Here is a 17188-nt window from a genome sequence, read left to right as displayed (position 1 = left end):
TAACACCGGAATGTTACGGTGACATGGCAAAACGATGAAAATTGAGTGAAACAGAGATAGGGTAAAGCTACCGTGCGGCCTGAGAAGCTGACGGGCTCCGCTCCGGGGTCGCCGTGCAGGTGAGCGTCTCGCCGCCGAAAAAGTCGCTGTAATCGACGACGAACTGCCGTTCGTTCGCTTCGGCGATCCGTCCGACAATGGGGCCGGTGCGGACCAAGCTCCCCACTACGGGAGAGAGGACGATTTCGAAATGTTCCGGGGTCTCGCGGATCACCCCTTTGCCGAACGGGGTCTCCACCGTGCTTCCCACGTTGGCGGTGAACCTGATCAACACCTCGTCCCCGTTGATCTCGGCCACCTTTCCCGGCACCATCGGGTCAACCGCGAACTCCTGGCCGATCTCCGGCTCCTTGCCGGTCCGGGCCTTGTACCCGGCCCGGTCGAGCCGGTGCTCCTTGAGGCGCTGCCGTACGGTCGCCATCGGCAGCTTGTGGGACTGGCCGTCGGCCAGCAGCGAGCCATCGCCGCTGATTTCCAGTTGGCTGCCCACGCCGGCCGGAAGACCGACAAGCCGCTTTGCCAGTTGAACGGCGATCTCGTCCTCGAAGCTCCGCGTCGTGACCGGCTTGTCAGCCTTAAGCCCCTGGCCGGCAATGACGCTGACCGGCCCTGGCGCGGCTGGCCGGAGATAGAGGGACGCCTTGGAGGTGTTGTCCACCTCTTCTTCGGACCGGGTGGTTGCCGCCAGGGTGCCGTCAACAAGCCGGCAAGTGTACTGCAGCATCACCGGGTCGCCCGCCGCAATGGGAGCCCCCGTGCCCGCTGTGGCACAGCCGCCGGCACAGGCCGCTGCCAGCAACAGGGTGCCCAGTCGAAAACTGTTGTTCATGCGCATGGAAAGCTCCTTACTCCGGGATGACGCAACCTTAGCAAAGAGCTGTTACAAACGGAGGTCAGGCCGGTAACAATTACCGAACGATCCTGCCGGCAGCCGTTTCACCGGGCAGCGGCCGCCGAAGAACCCTCTGCCGGCGATTGCTGGGCCAGATCGCGCAGTTGCTCCTCCACCTGCTGGAGCTGCCGATGTTTTTCCATCATGGCGGTCCGGCGCTCCCGCATATCCATGTTCCCTGTTCCGTCTTCGCCCCGCTGCAGCCGCTCCTGCTCCGCGGTCAGCCGCTGCCGTTCGTATTCCAGGGCACCCAGTTGCTCCTGAAGCTTCTGTCGAGCCGTTTCTTCCGGCGTTGCCGGACTGCCGGTCACCTCCACCACCACCCGGTCGTCGTACTCCCTCACCTTTGTTTCGGCCAAGGCCGTCGCTGCCAGGGCGGTCAGAAAGAGGACGGTTATCACTGCCACGCGCATGGTCCAAACCTCCAACGATATAGATTGGGTGTCTCAAAAAAAGGGGCCTCGAACGAGGCCCCGATAACACGGATGGAAAGGTTTCCCTTAGGGAGTCTGCGGAGCAGTGGGGAACGCGTATACAGGATAAGTTTGGTCAGTGGCCTTGTTCCAGACCATCTCCGACTTTGCGGCCCAGTAGGGAGCCTTGGAGGTCGGGATATTGGCCGGATTGCCGGCAAAGGTGTTCAGCTGGGTGATCAGGGTGTGCTTGGTGGTGTCAGCGCCGGTAGCCGGGGTCTTGGCCGGGTTCTCGTAGAGCCACTGGTTGGAGAAGAAGTCGTAGGCGCCGTTGCGGATCATGTTGCGGCGCGGCAGGAGGCCATTGTACTTCAGGGCCGCGACGTTCGTGAACGAGGTCAGGTCCTGGTCGCCGTCGGCATAGCCGATGGCGCCCGGGGTGGTGAGGTTGGCGTTGTTGTTGATGCACTTCATCTCGTCGGACGCACCGTCGTTGAAGTAGACGATCGGCGCAACCGTCGACGCGTTGATGGCGAGACTGCCACCCCATTTGGTGTTCATGACGGCGTTGTCAAGAGTGGAGTGGGTGCCGGAGCCGGCGTGACGGAAGCAGGCGACCACGGTGTTGGTGGCATCGCCGGTGACCGAGTAGGAGGCGCCGAAGTCGGTCCAGGCATAGGTATTGCCGGAGAAGATCTGGATCGCCTGCTCACGGGTGATGTTGCTGATGGTGCCGGTGCTGCAGAGGCCAACAGCGCCGCAGTCAGCAGCCGAGGTATTCGTGGTGCAGAGGTTGCCGGCATGGACGCCGCTGGCGCAGGTGCTAACCTGGATGTTCTTGTTGGCAAAGAAGCCGAACGGCACCACGACCGGCTGGTAGGCGGTCAGGCCGGTGGTGGGGACCCCGGTGAAAACCCGGTCGGTCTGAACGCCACCCATAGGCCCCCACAGCAGGCCATGGGACTGCTGGGTGAAGCTTTCGCCGGCCACATCGGACGCGCCGAGGTGAACGTCCTGGCAGAGCAGCGCGGTGTTGCCGACGTCGGTGATCATCGGTCGCTGGCCGGGCTGGCCGGCGCAGGTGTTGGCCGGGTCGACGTTGCTGACGGCGCGGATCCCGTCATAGGAGGCCTTGGCGGAGTAGCGGATGTTGATGGTGTTGTTGGCGGTACCGTCGCAGCCGGTCCCCTTGGTGATGCCGTTCTTGCCGTCAGCGGTGGCGGCCTGCGAAGTGGCGGTGCAGCCGCGGACGGAGGTCAGGAAAGTAGGGGCAGCGGAATTCCAGAAGAGGTACTGGGCCGAAGCGCCATAGACGTTGAGGTCGATGACGGCGGCACCGGCAACGCCGGACAGGGCCAGCACGGCAGCGCCTGCAAGGGCGGTGGTCTTGATCTGCTTTTTCATGCGTTCAATTCTCCTTGTAGGTTAGGTCTCCCCGGCCCGGCCGGGGAGTGGTTTGAAATAAAGGCGTTACCTATTACTTCTGCTTGCGGCGGATACCCACCAGACCGAGGAGGCCGGAGCCGAGCAGGTAGGCGGCAGCCGGGATCGGGGTGGGGGTCGCGGCCGGGGCGATTGAGGTACTGCCGATGCCGGTAACGGTGTCGAAGTTGGTGGTCAGCGCCAGGGCGGAAGTGCCAGTTACAGGATTCCTGCCGAAGTTAGTGAAGGAGTAAATGGTGGACTTGCCGCCAGTGGACAGGAGGGTGGCCAGGTTCTGCTCACCGCCAGTACTATTATAAAGGGATGAGTTCATCGAGCCGTAGGCGACGCCGCCTTTAGCGAGCTGAGTAGTAAACGAGTTGGCGTAACTCGTCTGACCGGTAACGGTTGTAGCTCCGGCGTTCGTGGTGCTCAGGTAGTTGTAGTAGTTGTTGACGGCATTGGAGACGCCGGTATTGAAGTTGGTGTATGAACCCATAGCCGGGGCAGCGTCTGCGTTCATATACGCCTTGTTGGTTGTAGCTGAACCGGTGTAGTTGGAGGCGAAATAAGAGACGTAGAGGTCGGCTGTGCTGGTGGCGCCGGTGATGCTGCTGAGCTTGAAGGTGTCGGCAGCTACGGCCCCGCCGGCGATGATGGCATCTATGTTGCCGAGGTCGGTGGCAACTTCCACGGTGCCGAGGTGGTTGTAGACCACGCGGACCAGTTCGGCGTTGCCGAAGGCGGCCATGGCGTTGCTGGCGGCCAGGGTCATCAGGGCGCCGGCGAGGAGGGCGATCATCTTCTTTTTCATCTGGTGTTTCTCCTTTTCTTCCTTTGTTTGGTACTGCTTGGTTTGATGGTGCTGCGTCGTGCTTCTGCTGCCGTTGTGCTGCCGGTGTCCCTGTTACGCTCCGAACCCCGACCCGGCGGGGAGGAGCAGGGTGAAGGCTGTCGGCCTTCATTTCCGTGTCCTGCGCGTCTGCTATTCAATTGTCGTACTGCAAACTGCTCCACTGCATGTCAATTCATAAAACAACCGGTTCTTGAGGTTGCGGGCACAAAAAAAGCCCACTGCGAAACGAGTCAGTAACGGCGCGGTACGCGCGCCGGCGGAGCTGTTTTCGTAGTGGGCTTTCCGGGGCCTGGGTGTGCTCACCAGGTCGGTCAAGGACCCTTCTCTATTCGGTTGTCAAGGTTTACTGCCGGCGGTTCGCGAACCGCTTCTTTACTCGCCCGGGACCGTGCCCCGCAGGATCTCCTCGAACTTCTCGATCCGGCCGATGCCACCCTGGCTGAAGTTGATCTTCAGGTGGCCGGTGAACTCCTTGTCGATCAGGTCGGAAATGACCTCCACCAGACGGGAATACTTGTCGTCCCGCACCCTCTGCACGGGGCGCGAGCCCATTGATGATATGTTCTTGCGGTTATTCATCCCGGTCCGATGCTCCTCGTCTGTCTCAACGGAAGCGACTCTAGCAGACGTTTGTTACAGTCAAACGACAGGTTTCGAACTTTTACGCAAACATTTGATTGGTATTTTTTCAGGTAAAAACATTAACGCTTCAAGTTCGAGGTGAGCATAGCAGGTGATTGTGGCAACCGTGTCGCAGGTTGGCAAAAGTTGAAAAACAAAATTGAGCATTGGGATGCTGAACTATTCACTGCTGTCATCACCCCGGCAGATTTCATGAAACAGTAAACTGATTGTCGTCAGTCTGTAACAATACTGTGCTACCGTGCGCAACTCATATGCTTACATGAGAAAGGAGCGGGACCAATGGCACCGTTCAGCAGCAGAATAGTTATAACATTCATGACGACTTCCCTTGTGGTGGTCGGCGGGTATGCCGCGGCAGTGGCCGCGGAGCTGCCGACAACAGCGACCCCCCCTTCCGACCAACAGACTCTTTCCCCCACCGAACAGAAGGCGGCGCTGGAGATGCTGCAAAAGGCCCTTGACACTGCCACTGCCAGCGGCAAGTCCGCTGACATCGACGCAGATGCGCTGCTCGCCGCGGCCCGGGAAAAAGCGCCGGCAACGGAGGCGGCAGGCAGCGTGGCGGCCGGCGATCTCGTCGATGTCGAGTATTCCGCCTCGCTGGAGGATGGCGCTCTCTTCTTCACAACAAGGGAGAAGGTTGCCAGGGACCCGGCGACGCGGAAGATCTCCTGGTACAACGATCCCCCCCGCTTTTCGTCTGAAGCGGTGACAGCCGGCAAGGCGGCATTCCTGCCCGGAATCGGCGAGGCGGTGACCGGCATGCGGGTCGGCGAAAAGAAACATCTGGTGCTTTCCCCGGAGCAGGCCTTCGGCCAGCCGGACCCGAAAAAGGTGACCAAACTGCCGCTCAGCCGCACGCTCTCCAAAACAGTGAGCCTGGGCGCTGAAGAGTATGTCAAGCAGTTTGGCGGTTTTCCGGCCGTTGGCCGGGAGGTGCCGGTGACCCCGTATTTCCCGGCCCGCGTTACGGCGGTGGGCGAAAAAGAGGTCACCCTGGAGTTACTGGCCGAAAACGGCAAGAGCTATCCCGAGCCGTACGGCACGACCACGGTCTCGGTTGCCGGCGACCGGATCACCCTTGCCCTTGCGCCGCGGATCGGCGCGGCCCTTCCGCTCCGGAACGGGGTCGGCATCATCACGGCCAGCGATGACAGCAGCTTCACCGTCGACATGAACAACCCGCTGGCCGGCAAGAAAATTGTCATCGACCTGGAGTTGACCGGCCTCACCAGGGCTGCGACGCTGCCGGCCGGCGACTATCCGTGGCAGGACAAGCACGACGAAGCATTGGCGCAGGCAAAATCCGCCGGCAAACCGGCCGTGCTGGTCCTCTATGCCGACTGGTGCTCATTCTGCAAGAAGCTGCTCGGCGAAACCATGCCCGACCCGCGCATCACCTCGCTGCGCGACCGGTTCGCCTGGGTGAAGGTCAATTCGGACAAACAGGCAGAATACAAACAGCGGTACGGGCAGGATGGCTTTCCGATGATCGTCCTGTTCCGGGCCGACGGCTCGATTGCCCGGAAGCTCGATGGGTTCCAGGAGCCTGCGGCACTCAGGGCAGCACTGCAGGGTGTGCTCTGATATGCGTCTGACAAGAGCCGTGAAGACCGTACCAGCCGTGGCAGCCCTCACAGCGGGGCTGCTGCTGGCCATCGCCGTGCCGACCTTTGCCGTGGAAGACGTGCCGGCAGACGAAACGCCGACGGAGGCGACGCCGGCTGAAAAAGCAGCGGCCGCTCCTCCCGCCCGTGCCGGCGAACCGACCTTTACCATCAAGAAATTCATTATCGAAGGGACCACCCTTTTCCCGCTGGCGGTTCTGGAGCAGCGGCTGAAGGAGTTCACCGGCCGGAAAAAGACTGCGGCCGACGTGGAAGGGGCCAGGGAAGCCCTGGAGCGGTTCTTCCACGACCGGGGCTATCCGACGGTGCTGGTGAACATCCCGGAGCAGAAGGTGGAAAGCCGGGTGATTAGGCTGGAGGTGATCGAGAACCGGATCGGCAACCTGACCATCACCGGCAACCGCTGGTTCTCCACGGAGAAGATCAGACGCGACCTCCCGTCACTGGCGCCGGGGGAGGTTCTGTACCTGCCCAGGGTGCAGGAGGAAGTGGGCCGGATCAACCGCCACCCGGACTTCAAGGCGATCCCGGACATGCAGCCGGGCAAGACCGCCGAATCGGTGGATTTCACCCTCAAGGTGGAGGATAAGCTTCCCCTGCACGGCAGCCTGGAGCTGAACAACCGGTCGAATCACGACACCACGGCCCTGCGCCTGAACGCGGCGCTCCGCTACGACAATCTCTGGCAGCGGGAGCACTCCATCTCGGCCCAATACCAGTTTTCTCCCCAGAATCCGTCGGAGGTGGAGATCGCCTCCGGTTCCTATACCCTCCCCTCCCCCTGGGAGTTCAACGACAAGCTGGTGGTCTACGGGGTCTGGTCCAACACGAAAACCGCATATGGCGCCGGGTTCAGCAACCTGGGCAAAGGGATGATCATCGGCAGCCGGGCCATTTTCCCGCTTCCGGCGGCAGGGGAGTACGGCCACACGGCCGTGCTCGGCTTCGATTACAAGGAGTTCGAGGAGACCGTAGGGCTGGCCGGCAGCGAACCGGTGAAAACCCCGGTCAGCTACCTGCCGTTCTCGGTCTCGTACAGCGGCTTTCTGAGGGACGCTAGCGGCGTCACCCAGATCAACGCCGGGGCCGTGGTCGCCTTTCGCGGTGCCGTGACCGACTCGTCAAAATTCATGGACAAGCGCTACAAGGCCAGGGGGAACTACGTCGTCGCGACCGCCGGAGTGGAGCGGACCCAGCAGCTCCCCATCGGGTTTTCCCTGACAGCCAAGGTGGACGGCCAGCTGTCCGACCAGCCGCTGATCTCCAACGAGCAGTATATTGCCGGCGGGATCGACACCGTCCGCGGCTACAAGGAGAGCGAGGCGAGCGGCGACAACGCGGCCCATGGCCTGTTCGAGCTGGCAGGTCCGGATCTGCTGAAGTCAGTCGGTAAGGAGCGGTTCTCGCTCACCCCCTATCTGTTCTATGACGCCGCCGCCCTCTGGACCAGGGAGCCTCTTGCCGGCCAGCAGTCGGTCGTCGACCTGCAGGGGACCGGCCTCGGCGTGCGGGGACTTCTTTTCCGCGACGTCGATTATCAGGTGGACCTGGCCTTTGCCCTGCGGGACACGACCCGTATCGCCGCCGGCGATGCCTCCTGCCATTTCAAGGTGCGGTACCAGTTCTGAAAAGATTCGATCCCGAAATGACCGGTGTCCGTGCGGAAGCGGCCTCAAATGCAGGAAATGCTGTCTGCCGAAGCAGCAGGCGCGGGATTCCGAACAGCTTCGTACCGGTTGAGTGCCATCCAGAGCAGAACCGGTAGGAAATATTGCCCAACTATCGATACCAGAAAGGATAGTTGCAGGGCCGGTTGCCAGTCGAAGGCAACGAGAAGTACATTGCAGATTCTGAAAAGTAGATGCCCACCGAACAAAACCACTCCCCCCCAACATCCCCAAAACATTCTCAACCGCCAGCGCACGCGGTTTTCGGCTATCAAAAGCGCCGCGAAGAGAACGATGTTAAAAGTCTGGTAGTAGGCAACATGCTGATAGCTGATGATCAACTCATAATCGGCCAATCTGAACATGGCAGCTACGAATCGATCAATTGCCCGCAAATAACTGCGGTTGAGAATGAGCCACGGGAGGAAAAACAGACTGCCCGATAACAGAGCCCGGAGCAGGAAACGAATACGGCCCGCTGCCTCTGAAGCCTCTGCCCAGCGCAACCAGGCGATACCTGTTGCAACAACCAGCAGCAGCATGACGAGTTGTCCCAGATAGAGGTGCAACAGCTCGAACAGTCGGGGATATTTCGCCCCCACGACAGTTACTGCGGCGATGCGTGCAAGATTGACGGCGGCCAGCAGCGCTCCTCCACAGAGAACGCCGGCGACTCTGTTAAGCAACGGAGCCGGTGTTGCAAGCACGAAAGCGCCGAAGAGGACGACCGGGTATAACGGCGTGCACTCCGGGATTATCCGAACCGTAAAACTGCCGATGGTTATGAAATCGTTCTCTACTCGCGGGGACAGGTCAAGGAACTGGAGCAGGCTGCCAACCTGTCTGGCCGTCAAGCGATTGAGCGGCCCCAGATACGGTTCCAGCCAAACGGCGGCGAGCAGAAGCAGTATACAGATCAGGGCGAAACGACGAGTTGTTGCCCGACCTTCTGAAACCCGGGATTCCGTGACACCTGTTACTTCGGCCGTCGATTGCATGCCGATTATAGTAATGCAATCCGGTCCGGTGTGATGTTACGGGTTGGCAACAATCGCTATTCGCAACTGCGATGAAAAAGATGAAGCGGGCTGGAGCCTCTGCAGGAAGAGGCCTGAGGAAGGCTCTATCACGGTCAGTAAGCTGATCCAGAGCGGAGAATTACCCCGGTACCCTATCGCGAAGAACCGGGTGATGACTATCAAGTGGTGATGGTTTCGACCTCACCTTGCTATTGTCCTTCTGCCTGCCTTATGGCACTATTCAGCTTGAGCAGAGTCTTGTTAGCCTCCTCTTCACCCGGGTATTTGATTTGCAGAGTATACCAGACACCAAGCGAGTTGAAGATGCCGGCACCAGTTTTGACATCGATCAATCGGACCTATTGATAAGGAGCTCTCCATGAACCACGTCGCGCTCGGTGCCACAAATATCTCTTTTTTCCCTCTTGTGTTCGGCACCCTTCCCCTTGGCCCGCTTCAGGCCGGTCTTTCTCCGACCGAGGGAGGCCGCCTCATCCGCCATGCACTGGAACGCGGGGTCACCATGATCGACACCGCTACTCTCTACGGTACGTATCCCCATGTGCGGGAAGGAATCGCCGGCTGGCGGAACGACGTCACCATCGTCACCAAGACCCACGCCAACGACGGGCCGACTGCCCGGGCAGATGTAGAGATGGGGCTGCGGGAACTGGGGTGCGAACGGTTGGACATCGTCCATATCCACGGAGCAAGGGTGGCAGATCCGTTTAGCGACCGGGCGGAGGTACTGGCGGAGCTGCTGCGGATGAAGGAGGAAGGAAAGATCGGCCATGTGGGGCTCTCGTCCCACTTCATCAGCGCCATTCGCAAAGCGGCGGATCACCCGGAGATCGAGGTGATCCACCCGCTCATCAACCGGACCGGCATGGGGATTCTGGACGGCAGTTCAGCAGAAATGGCAGATGCCATTGCGGCCTGCGCCAAAGCGGGAAAGGGCGTCTACGCCATGAAGGCCCTGGCCGGGGGGAATCTCATCTCTGAGGCGCGGGCCAGCCTTGCATACGTACGGGGGCTGGAAGGGGTCCATGGCGTGGCGATCGGCATGCTCTCCGAGGCTGAGGTCGAAGCCAACGTCGCCCTGTTCTCCGGCAACGCCCCGGAGGACAAGGTGTGGCGAAAACTGGAAAGCAGACGGCGCAAGCTGCGCATCATGGAGAATTTTTGCAAGGGGTGCGGCGCCTGTGTCGAAACCTGTGGCAGCGGCGCCCTGTCCATCGTGAACGGCAAGGCAGTGCTCGACGAAGCCGCCTGCATCCTCTGCGGCTACTGCGGCGCCTCGTGTCCGGAGTTCATCATCCGGGTGGTCTGAGTGCTCATGAAGCGCTCATATCGACACAAATCACCCGACAAACAACATTCTCAGCCCCACAGCCACCAAAATCGCCCCAAATATCCGCGTCAAGACTTCCGTAGGGAGACGTAACGCAAAATCGGCACCAAGAACGCTGCCGACCAGGAAGCCAAAACAAACAAGCACGGCTGTTTTTATGTCAACATACCCCTGCCGGTAATAGGTCCAGGCAGCAAATGCCCCCAGTGGTGGGACCATAAGCGCCAACGTGGTTCCCTGGGCCAACTGTTGTGAAAAGCCGAAAAAGAGCACAAGGACCGGAACAATGATGATCCCGCCGCCAATGCCGATCAATCCGCTCGTCAGTCCTGCCACAATCCCAAGCCCCATAAGGGCAGCAATATGGATCATCTTCTTTCACCTCGTATATCTCTTACTACCGATTCCAGGCAGCACGAGCAGTAATCCATAACGTATCGCCCTCCTGAAAAACCAAAGGCCGCCGTAGCGGCCCCTGGTATGGGTAATGATTTATTTGGAAACCACGAACTCGTCTCGCCGGTTCTTGGCCCAGGCTGTGTCATTGTGGCCAGGGTCAGCCGGCTTTTCTTTGCCATAGCTGATGGTGGACAAACGGTCTGCCTGAACACCCAAGGTTTTCAGATAGTGGACAGCCGCTTGGGCACGCCGTTCTCCGAGGGCAAGATTGTATTCATCCGAGCCACGCTCGTCGCAGTGCCCCTCGACGACAATCCTGGTTCGCGGGTTTTGCTTCAACAGTGCTGAATTTTTGGTCAGCGTTTGACGGGCAGTATCGCTCAGGGTCGAAGAATCAAAGTCGAAGTATATTTTCTCGATCGCCTTCCGCAGGTCATCGGCTACCGCAGACACTTTGTCCTGCGAACTCTTTTGTTGCGCGCCACTGTTAAGTGTTGATGTCGTTACGGTCGTTGCGGCAATCGGCTTGCCCGCCGTCGCAGCCCCCTGCTTGGGCGTAGCGGCAATCGGCGCCACAAGAGGTTCGTCCTTTTTGACGAGTTCCTGTTTGGCGCAACCGCTATACATAAACATCAGTGCACACACGACCGGCAGCAGCCGGATACTGAATATTTTCATGACGTTTCTCCTGTCCTCGATAAAATGAAGGCACAACTCCCCTACGGCATGAGCAGTTACAGTGCCTTTAGGGTCACTTTCCGGAATGTGAATAGAGTGTCAGGCAGGAATCAGCGGCGGTGCGCGGGACGAGTTGGGAAAAAGCGGTGAGATACCGATGGAATGAAACGAAAAGAGGAATTCTGTCCGGTAAGGCAGTGTAGCGTGGAGTTCTATGGGTTTTGCAATGATGAAAAATATGTCGAGGGATTTATGGACGCCCTGCGCAGCTATGTTGACCTGGCTCGCAATGACCGCCCGCTGGCTCGGCTTGGGCCGGTGAGGACGCGCAATGTCCGGTACGCGCATTCCCGCCCACACGAGGCAGATGGCAACAATGAGCGGAACGAGTAGCGCAACGCTCTTGTTTTGTAGATAGTTTTTGATCATATAGCGCGATTGTTCCTACAAGACCCTGACAGACTTGCTAAACATAGCCTGATTTTGATTGGAAATCAAGAAAGCCCGCGCGCTCGGCGAACCTCAAGCATCGTCGTTCCGCATTGACATAACAGAGCATCATGAACTATATATATTCAACAAACTGAATATTGCAGGGCCGGGGCGATTTCGAATAAACATGAGACCCAACGGGTTGGAGTTGTTGCGAAACGTGATATAAGTTGATTGGGGGTGATCATTTGACAGATCTAATGACATTGATTGCGTTTTTGGCTGTCTGGGTGGTGGTGCAGAAATTCATCCTGCCACGGCTCGGTATCCCCACCTGAATGTCCAATTCCTGTGACCTCGGGGACCGGGGCAAAAAAAGCAGCGCAGACAAAACAGACAGAAGCGGACAATCTCCGGAATAAGACGGGACTGGTGGCCGGTGACATCAAGTCGACCGCATTCCGGACGAAAGGAGCAAGGTTATGGTACGACTGGTGCTCATCTGCATCCTTTTCGCCGGAACCGCAGTCACTGCCAATGCTTCGGACAGCTGTACCGAGTGCCATGGTAGCCGGCAAAAAATGGAGTCCATGGGATACGGTCCGTTCACCGTAACCCGCCAGGAGACGGAAGCCCAGACGCATATGCCGGCCGGATGCAGCGAGTGCCATCTGGGCAATTCGGCTGCTAAGGACAAGGATAAGGCCCATAAAGGAATGGCCCGACTGCTCGTCGTGGCAAAGAAAGGGTTTACGGTTACGACATCGGCCCGGCGCTACCCCCTCGCCTACGGTACAAACCCGATGAACCGGCTCTATACCGTTGTTGGCAAGGATGGTAAACCGGTCAAGGATGCCTCGGTAGCAGCAATTTCCTGGCACGACAAAAAGGTCGATACCCTGAGCCAGGATTTCGAGGTCATGGGGAAAACCTGCGGGACATGCCATGCCAAGGAGTTTGACGAGTTCTCCAGGAGCACCATGGCGACCAACGGCAAGCAGAGCCAGTACCGGGGATGGGTTACAAAAGACCGGGGTCCCCACAACTGCGGCCCCTGGTTCGAGGGGAACTTCGAGACGATGCGGGCAAACACCATGATCCCCATGTCGCCGGAAAGCCACCGCATCAACCAGAAGGCCTGCAACACCTGCCATGTCGGCTGCCTGGACTGTCATTTCAACCCGCAGAAGAGACATCCCACTGATCCCGCCATTGGCCCCCACACGTTCGTAAAAACGCCCCCTTCCGAAAGCTGCTACGGCAATGGCCGCGCCTCCATCTGCCATGCAGGACCGGAAGACCGGCGTCGCGGGGCCGGTTATTTCGGCGGATCGTTCTCTTTTCCCGAGGGAAACGAACCAGACGTCCACCTCAAGGCCAAGGTCGGCTGCCTCGACTGCCACGAAAGCACCAGTAGCAACCCTGCCATCGGTCACGGCATGATCAGGCGCCAGGCACAGAACTCCTGTCAGCGCTGTCATCCCGAGGCGGCGAAAAGCCATGCAACCTCCCTGCACAGGAATCTTTCCTGTGAAGCGTGTCACATTCAGAAGGTGGCCGGCTATCAGGGAACCTACTGGGGGCCGGGCAGACTGGCCGGGGCCGCAACCCCCTATTTCAAGTTCAAGGCCTATTACGGCTACATGTCTGAACCGATTCTGATCAAAGACCAAAGAGGACGCTGGATACCGGTCAAACCGTTCCCCATGGCGGTCATGAACCAGAAGACGTCCCCTTTCAAACCAGGCCTGTACTGGCGCTACCCGCTCGATCTCCCGGATCTGAAGAGAACGGACGATGCCTGGGGCTATGTGGGGCTGTCCAGCGGGCTGCCGGAAAACAACAAGGCCCTGCTCTGGATACAGATGGACAAGATGTCGCACAAACTGGGGAAAAGCCGCACGTGCGACTCGTGTCACACCGCCGCTGACGGCGCACAGGTACGGAAGGTCACCTGGGAATACAGCGACCCTGGCGCACTGCCGTTCAGCGGCAGTCACGAGGTTCATGCCAACCGCATCGGACTGTTCATCAAGGGGATGCAGTCGGAGAAAATAGAACTGGAGCAGGGGTATACCCTCTCGGCACTCGCCCCGTGGGTCTATCTGAAGGATGCCTGGCAGATTCCGGGGGATTTCTCGTTGCCGGTCATACGGGACCGGCAGCGGTACGACACGTTCAACAGCAGTCTCGACGTCAGTCGAAAGTCCGGGGTAGTGCATCGGTAACGCACGACGCGCCCGCGGAAGGAGGAGACCATGAACCTGCAAAAGAACTACGCCTTTGGCAAGGCAGTGCAGACCACCTTTGCGGAGACGGAAGCCAGGGTGCGGGAAGAACTGCTCAAGGAAGGATTCGGCATCCTCACCGAGATCGATGTGGCCAGCAAGTTTAGGGAGAAGCTCGGTAAGGATTTCCGCAAATATCTCATCCTCGGTGCCTGCAACCCTGCCCTGGCCTGGGAGGCGTTCGGCCGGGAACTGGATATCGGCACCCTGCTGCCGTGCAACGTGGTGGTCTATGAAGGTGATGACGCACAGACGGTCGTCATGATCATGGACCCGGTCGCCGCACTGTCGCTGATCGGCAACCCGGAGGTTGAAGAGCTTGCCCTGCTGGTGAAACAGAAGATGGAACGGGTACTGTCAGCGCTTTGAGCAGCCCATGCTGAAAAGAGTCCTGCTGCTGAGCGGGATCGGCCTGACCCTGGCCCTGCTCTGGTTTGCCGTAAGCAACTATCGGGCAGCCACCCCCCTGGCGGAAGAAAGTCTCCGGGGGGTGGCCCTGTCCATCTCTGCCGCTGTCGAAAATATTGCGGCCCACGATCCCTCCCTGCACTCGCTCACGACCCTTCACCCCAAGGATGTGGCCTTTCTGGCACTGCTCGACAAAGAGGGCACCTACCGCTTCCATTCCAATCCCGACCTGGTCGGCACCCGTGCAGAGGACGACCGCTACCGCGAAACGCTGACCAAGGGGACCGCGGTCGAAGGTCGGGTACTGCTGGGGACCGGGGAAAAGGCCTACGAATTCCTTGCCCCGCTCCATCTCGCCGACACGACACTGATCCTGCGCCTGATACTTCACACCTATCGCGCCGATGCGGTCATCCGCCGGTCGGAGCTGAACATGACGATCATCCTGGCGCTGCTGCTTGCCGGTTGGGTCATGGCGGCCATGATCTATCGCTTTGCCATGCGGGAGGAGATGCATACCCTTGAAATGGCCAAGCAGGAAAGCCTGGCGCGCCTGGGCGAGATGGGGGCGACGCTTGCCCATGAAATCCGCAATCCACTTGGCGGTATCAAGGGGTTTGCCCAGATCATCGGGAAAAAGCCGATGGACACGCGCAACAGCGACTTTGCCGGCCTGATCGTTGGCGAGGTCCTGCGCCTGGAGCATCTCGTTGCCAGCCTCCTCGCCTATGCCAGGAGCGACCTGCCCGCAGCGACCCTGTTCAGCCTCGATGAGCTCATCAGCCACAGCGTATCCCTCATGCGTCCCGAACTGGAACGCCTGGGGATCGCAGTTGTCGTATCCTGTCCCGAACGGTTTCAATGCCATGGCGACCGGGACCGTCTCGGCCAGGTCCTTCTCAACCTGATACAGAACGCCATCCAGGCGATGCCGGATGGCGGCACCTTGAGCATTGCCGCGGGTGCGCGGGGCAAAGGCGTGTCCGTTTCCGTCGCCGACACCGGTCACGGCATCAGCAACGAGGACAAGGAGAGGATGTTCGAGCCGTTCTATACCACCAGGGCCAAGGGCACCGGCCTGGGCCTTGCGCTCTGCAAGAAGATCATCGAGGAGCACAACGGCACCATCGACGTAACCAGCTCTCCCGGAAAAGGCACCACGGTTGCTGTTGAACTGCCAGGAGGAATTCGGAAATGAGCGGAACAAAGGGATGCATTCTCCTGGCAGAAGACGATGCCACATTCAGAAGTTTCGTCCGGACGATTCTCGAAGATGAGGGGTATGAGGTCTGTATTGCCCGCGACGGCCGCGAAGGGAGTCAGCTGCTTGGCCAAGAGAGTTTCGATCTGGTCATCTCGGACCTGAAGATGCCCTACAAGAGCGGACTGGAGCTGTTTCGGGAAACCCGTCAGGACCCCGGCGCGCCGCAGTTTGTCTTTCTGACCGCCTATGGCACCGTGGATGAAGCGGTAGCGGCGATGAAAGAGGGGGCTGTCGACTTTCTCACCAAACCGCTTTCCGCCCCGGAGGCGCTGCTCAACCTGGTCAACCGGGTCATGGAAAACCAGCAGCTTACCAGGACGTTACGCGCCATGAAGGAGTCGACCTCGACGGGCCTGCCTCCGGAAGAACTGATCTTTGCCGGCCAGGCGATGAAGCTGGTGCGCAACCTGGTCCGCGACGTTGCCGGCACCATGGCGACGGTGTTGATCTATGGCGAAAGCGGCACCGGCAAGGAGTTGATCGCCAGAACCATCCATCTGCGGGGCCCCGGGGGCAAGGCTCCCTTTGTTCCGCTCAACTGCGCCGCCATACCGGAAAACCTCCTGGAGAGCGAACTGTTCGGCCATGAAAAAGGGGCCTTTACCGGAGCGATACAGGCCAGGCAGGGAAAGTTCGAGCTTGCCCGGGGGGGAACGATTTTCCTCGACGAGATCGGTGAGATGCCGGTATCGTTGCAGGCCAAGCTGCTGCGCGTTTTGCAGGAACGCGTGTTCGAGCGGGTTGGCGGCAGCAGGGAGATCAGGGCGGATGTCCGGGTGATCGCCGCAACCAACCGGGACCTCCAGGAGGAACTGGCCGGACACCGCTTCCGGGAAGACCTGTATTACCGTCTGAACGTCTTTCCCATCCATTTGCCTCCGTTGCGCGAGCGGGCCGACGCCATACCGCTCCTGGCAAATTTCTTCCTGGGGCACTTCAGCGGGCAGATCGGCAAGAAACTGAAAGGGATAGAACCCGGGGCAGAGGCCGCCATGAGTCGCTATGCCTGGCCCGGCAATATCCGCGAACTTCAGAATGTCCTGGAACGGGCGGTCATCCTGGCCCAGGGGACTGTCAGGTGCGCGCATCTGCCCGATGGGCTCTTGAGTAAGGACGCCCCTGCGGGCATGGACAGCAGAGAAGCCCTGAAGTCGGTGGAACGGGACTTGATTACCAAGGCGCTGGCCAGCCATGGAGGCAACCGCCGGCTGGCTGCCGAAGAACTGGGGATTTCCCGCCGCACCCTCCAGTACAAGCTCAAAGAATACGGTCTGCTCGAAGATAGGTGAGGAGGTGCAAAACGCTTCCCACCACGTGCAATGGTTTGCACCTATTTTTCAGAAATGATTGTCGCAAGGAGAATACGGATCCCGTAATATCAGCACATTACGAAATATATCGATAGTGGCATGAACCTTGGAGTACCTCCCCACAGAAACAACAACTCTCCTAGTACCTATTAACATTTAAAAGTTCGGATAAAGCCTCTTCAGCTTGATCCGGGCATCAGTTGTTGTAAATTGCCAGTCAATCTTATTGGTACAGTTATTTCGGTCTTTTTCCCATGCAGTCACTTCGGCCTGCATTGTTGCCATATCAGGGATCCGGCGATCAAGGCACTGCCCCTTAAGCACGCTGAGTTCAATCTCGGCCATATTCAGCCAACTGCCGTGCTTGGGCGTGTAATGTATATCAAGTCGTTCAGCCAGTCTTCTGGCTTCTTGAGGTTCAAACGTTTCGTAGAGAGAGGCAATGCTGTGGGTATT

General features: G+C 59.2%; 17 protein-coding genes. 7 read left to right on the top strand and 10 right to left on the bottom strand.

The annotated features are described in order from the left end of the window. Positions 1 to 67: 67 nt before the first annotated feature. From JN12_RS16365 to JN12_RS16345, 5 genes are all read right to left on the bottom strand, one after another. A complete protein-coding gene (locus JN12_RS16365) occupies positions 68 to 895 on the bottom strand; it encodes a hypothetical protein (protein ID WP_145024713.1) in 828 nt (275 codons plus the stop codon). Positions 896 to 996: 101 nt separating this feature from the next. Next, positions 997 to 1365 (bottom strand): hypothetical protein, encoded by a 369-nt coding sequence (locus tag JN12_RS16360; RefSeq protein WP_145024711.1) that lies wholly within the window; start codon positions 1363 to 1365, stop codon positions 997 to 999. A gap of 87 nt (positions 1366 to 1452) precedes the next feature. After that, positions 1453 to 2769, bottom strand: a complete 1317-nt coding sequence (locus JN12_RS16355) for a type 2 periplasmic-binding domain-containing protein (RefSeq protein ID WP_145024708.1) — start codon at positions 2767 to 2769, stop codon at positions 1453 to 1455. A gap of 73 nt (positions 2770 to 2842) precedes the next feature. Next, the gene (locus JN12_RS16350; RefSeq protein WP_211360567.1) at positions 2843 to 3601 is read right to left on the bottom strand and encodes a VPLPA-CTERM sorting domain-containing protein; all 759 of its coding nucleotides are present in this window, start codon (positions 3599 to 3601) and stop codon (positions 2843 to 2845) included. A gap of 414 nt (positions 3602 to 4015) precedes the next feature. Further along, on the bottom strand, positions 4016 to 4222 hold the full coding sequence (locus tag JN12_RS16345; protein WP_246125895.1) for a hypothetical protein: 207 nt from the start codon (positions 4220 to 4222) through the stop codon (positions 4016 to 4018). A gap of 345 nt (positions 4223 to 4567) precedes the next feature. On the opposite strand from JN12_RS16345, the gene JN12_RS16340 reads away from it, so the two are divergent. Both JN12_RS16340 and JN12_RS16335 read left to right on the top strand, forming a co-directional pair. Beyond that, complete coding sequence (locus tag JN12_RS16340; protein ID WP_145024707.1) at positions 4568 to 5875, top strand: thioredoxin family protein; 1308 nt, start codon at positions 4568 to 4570, stop codon at positions 5873 to 5875. A 1-nt stretch (position 5876) separates the two neighbouring features. Beyond that, positions 5877 to 7544, top strand: a complete 1668-nt coding sequence (locus JN12_RS16335) for a ShlB/FhaC/HecB family hemolysin secretion/activation protein (RefSeq protein ID WP_145024705.1) — start codon at positions 5877 to 5879, stop codon at positions 7542 to 7544. A 44-nt stretch (positions 7545 to 7588) separates the two neighbouring features. Here JN12_RS16335 and JN12_RS16330 read toward each other — a convergent pair whose 3' ends face one another. After that, positions 7589 to 8581, bottom strand: coding sequence for an archaeosortase/exosortase family protein (locus tag JN12_RS16330; protein WP_145024703.1), 993 nt, complete (start codon positions 8579 to 8581; stop codon positions 7589 to 7591). Between the two features lie 400 nt (positions 8582 to 8981). Here JN12_RS16330 and JN12_RS16325 point away from each other — a divergent pair, with 400 nt between their 5' ends. Continuing rightward, entirely contained in the window at positions 8982 to 9932 is a 951-nt protein-coding gene (locus JN12_RS16325; RefSeq protein WP_145024702.1) for an aldo/keto reductase, read from the top strand. A 30-nt stretch (positions 9933 to 9962) separates the two neighbouring features. Here JN12_RS16325 and JN12_RS16320 read toward each other — a convergent pair whose 3' ends face one another. From JN12_RS16320 to JN12_RS16310, 3 genes are all read right to left on the bottom strand, one after another. After that, the gene (locus tag JN12_RS16320) at positions 9963 to 10325 is read right to left on the bottom strand and encodes a sulfite exporter TauE/SafE family protein (RefSeq protein ID WP_145024700.1); all 363 of its coding nucleotides are present in this window, start codon (positions 10323 to 10325) and stop codon (positions 9963 to 9965) included. 120 nt (positions 10326 to 10445) lie between these two features. Then, positions 10446 to 11030, bottom strand: coding sequence for a peptidoglycan-associated lipoprotein Pal (pal, locus tag JN12_RS16315; RefSeq protein WP_145024699.1), 585 nt, complete (start codon positions 11028 to 11030; stop codon positions 10446 to 10448). A gap of 99 nt (positions 11031 to 11129) precedes the next feature. Continuing rightward, the gene (locus tag JN12_RS16310; RefSeq protein WP_145024697.1) at positions 11130 to 11459 is read right to left on the bottom strand and encodes a hypothetical protein; all 330 of its coding nucleotides are present in this window, start codon (positions 11457 to 11459) and stop codon (positions 11130 to 11132) included. A gap of 485 nt (positions 11460 to 11944) precedes the next feature. Between JN12_RS16310 and JN12_RS16305 the strand changes: the two genes are divergently transcribed. From JN12_RS16305 to JN12_RS16290, 4 genes are read left to right on the top strand one after another with little or no spacing between them, the layout of a single operon-like run. Then, on the top strand, positions 11945 to 13690 hold the full coding sequence (locus tag JN12_RS16305; RefSeq protein WP_145024695.1) for a cytochrome c3 family protein: 1746 nt from the start codon (positions 11945 to 11947) through the stop codon (positions 13688 to 13690). 30 nt (positions 13691 to 13720) lie between these two features. Further along, positions 13721 to 14119: a DUF302 domain-containing protein gene (locus JN12_RS16300; protein WP_145024693.1), complete on the top strand. Its 399-nt coding sequence runs from the start codon at positions 13721 to 13723 to the stop codon at positions 14117 to 14119. Between the two features lie 7 nt (positions 14120 to 14126). Further along, on the top strand, positions 14127 to 15356 hold the full coding sequence (locus tag JN12_RS16295) for a two-component system sensor histidine kinase NtrB (RefSeq protein WP_145024691.1): 1230 nt from the start codon (positions 14127 to 14129) through the stop codon (positions 15354 to 15356). Next, positions 15353 to 16711, top strand: coding sequence for a sigma-54-dependent transcriptional regulator (locus JN12_RS16290; protein WP_145024689.1), 1359 nt, complete (start codon positions 15353 to 15355; stop codon positions 16709 to 16711). Before JN12_RS16295 ends, JN12_RS16290 begins: the two co-directional genes overlap by 4 nt. Before the next feature lie 177 nt (positions 16712 to 16888). On the opposite strand, the gene JN12_RS16285 is transcribed toward JN12_RS16290, so the two are convergent. Then, positions 16889 to 17188 (bottom strand): transposase (locus tag JN12_RS16285; protein WP_211360566.1); only part of this gene is annotated, 300 nt, incomplete at its 5' end.

The organism is Geobacter argillaceus, from assembly GCF_007830735.1.
GTDB lineage: Bacteria > Desulfobacterota > Desulfuromonadia > Geobacterales > DSM-12255 > Geomobilibacter > Geomobilibacter argillaceus.
This window is presented reverse-complemented; position numbering and strand designations above follow the sequence as displayed.

Bases quoted from the DNA above. Each gene is read 5' to 3' on its own strand.
- JN12_RS16365 (WP_145024713.1), bottom strand. From the start codon at position 895: ATGCGCATGAACAACAGTTTTCGACTGGGCACCCTGTTGCTGGCAGCG.
- JN12_RS16360 (WP_145024711.1), bottom strand. From the start codon at position 1,365: ATGCGCGTGGCAGTGATAACCGTCCTCTTTCTGACCGCCCTGGCAGCG.
- JN12_RS16355 (WP_145024708.1), bottom strand. From the start codon at position 2,769: ATGAAAAAGCAGATCAAGACCACCGCCCTTGCAGGCGCTGCCGTGCTG.
- JN12_RS16350 (WP_211360567.1), bottom strand. From the start codon at position 3,601: ATGAAAAAGAAGATGATCGCCCTCCTCGCCGGCGCCCTGATGACCCTG.
- JN12_RS16345 (WP_246125895.1), bottom strand. From the start codon at position 4,222: ATGAATAACCGCAAGAACATATCATCAATGGGCTCGCGCCCCGTGCAG.
- JN12_RS16340 (WP_145024707.1), top strand. From the start codon at position 4,568: ATGGCACCGTTCAGCAGCAGAATAGTTATAACATTCATGACGACTTCC.
- JN12_RS16335 (WP_145024705.1), top strand. From the start codon at position 5,877: ATGCGTCTGACAAGAGCCGTGAAGACCGTACCAGCCGTGGCAGCCCTC.
- JN12_RS16330 (WP_145024703.1), bottom strand. From the start codon at position 8,581: ATGCAATCGACGGCCGAAGTAACAGGTGTCACGGAATCCCGGGTTTCA.
- JN12_RS16325 (WP_145024702.1), top strand. From the start codon at position 8,982: ATGAACCACGTCGCGCTCGGTGCCACAAATATCTCTTTTTTCCCTCTT.
- JN12_RS16320 (WP_145024700.1), bottom strand. From the start codon at position 10,325: ATGATCCATATTGCTGCCCTTATGGGGCTTGGGATTGTGGCAGGACTG.
- pal (WP_145024699.1), bottom strand. From the start codon at position 11,030: ATGAAAATATTCAGTATCCGGCTGCTGCCGGTCGTGTGTGCACTGATG.
- JN12_RS16310 (WP_145024697.1), bottom strand. From the start codon at position 11,459: ATGATCAAAAACTATCTACAAAACAAGAGCGTTGCGCTACTCGTTCCG.
- JN12_RS16305 (WP_145024695.1), top strand. From the start codon at position 11,945: ATGGTACGACTGGTGCTCATCTGCATCCTTTTCGCCGGAACCGCAGTC.
- JN12_RS16300 (WP_145024693.1), top strand. From the start codon at position 13,721: ATGAACCTGCAAAAGAACTACGCCTTTGGCAAGGCAGTGCAGACCACC.
- JN12_RS16295 (WP_145024691.1), top strand. From the start codon at position 14,127: ATGCTGAAAAGAGTCCTGCTGCTGAGCGGGATCGGCCTGACCCTGGCC.
- JN12_RS16290 (WP_145024689.1), top strand. From the start codon at position 15,353: ATGAGCGGAACAAAGGGATGCATTCTCCTGGCAGAAGACGATGCCACA.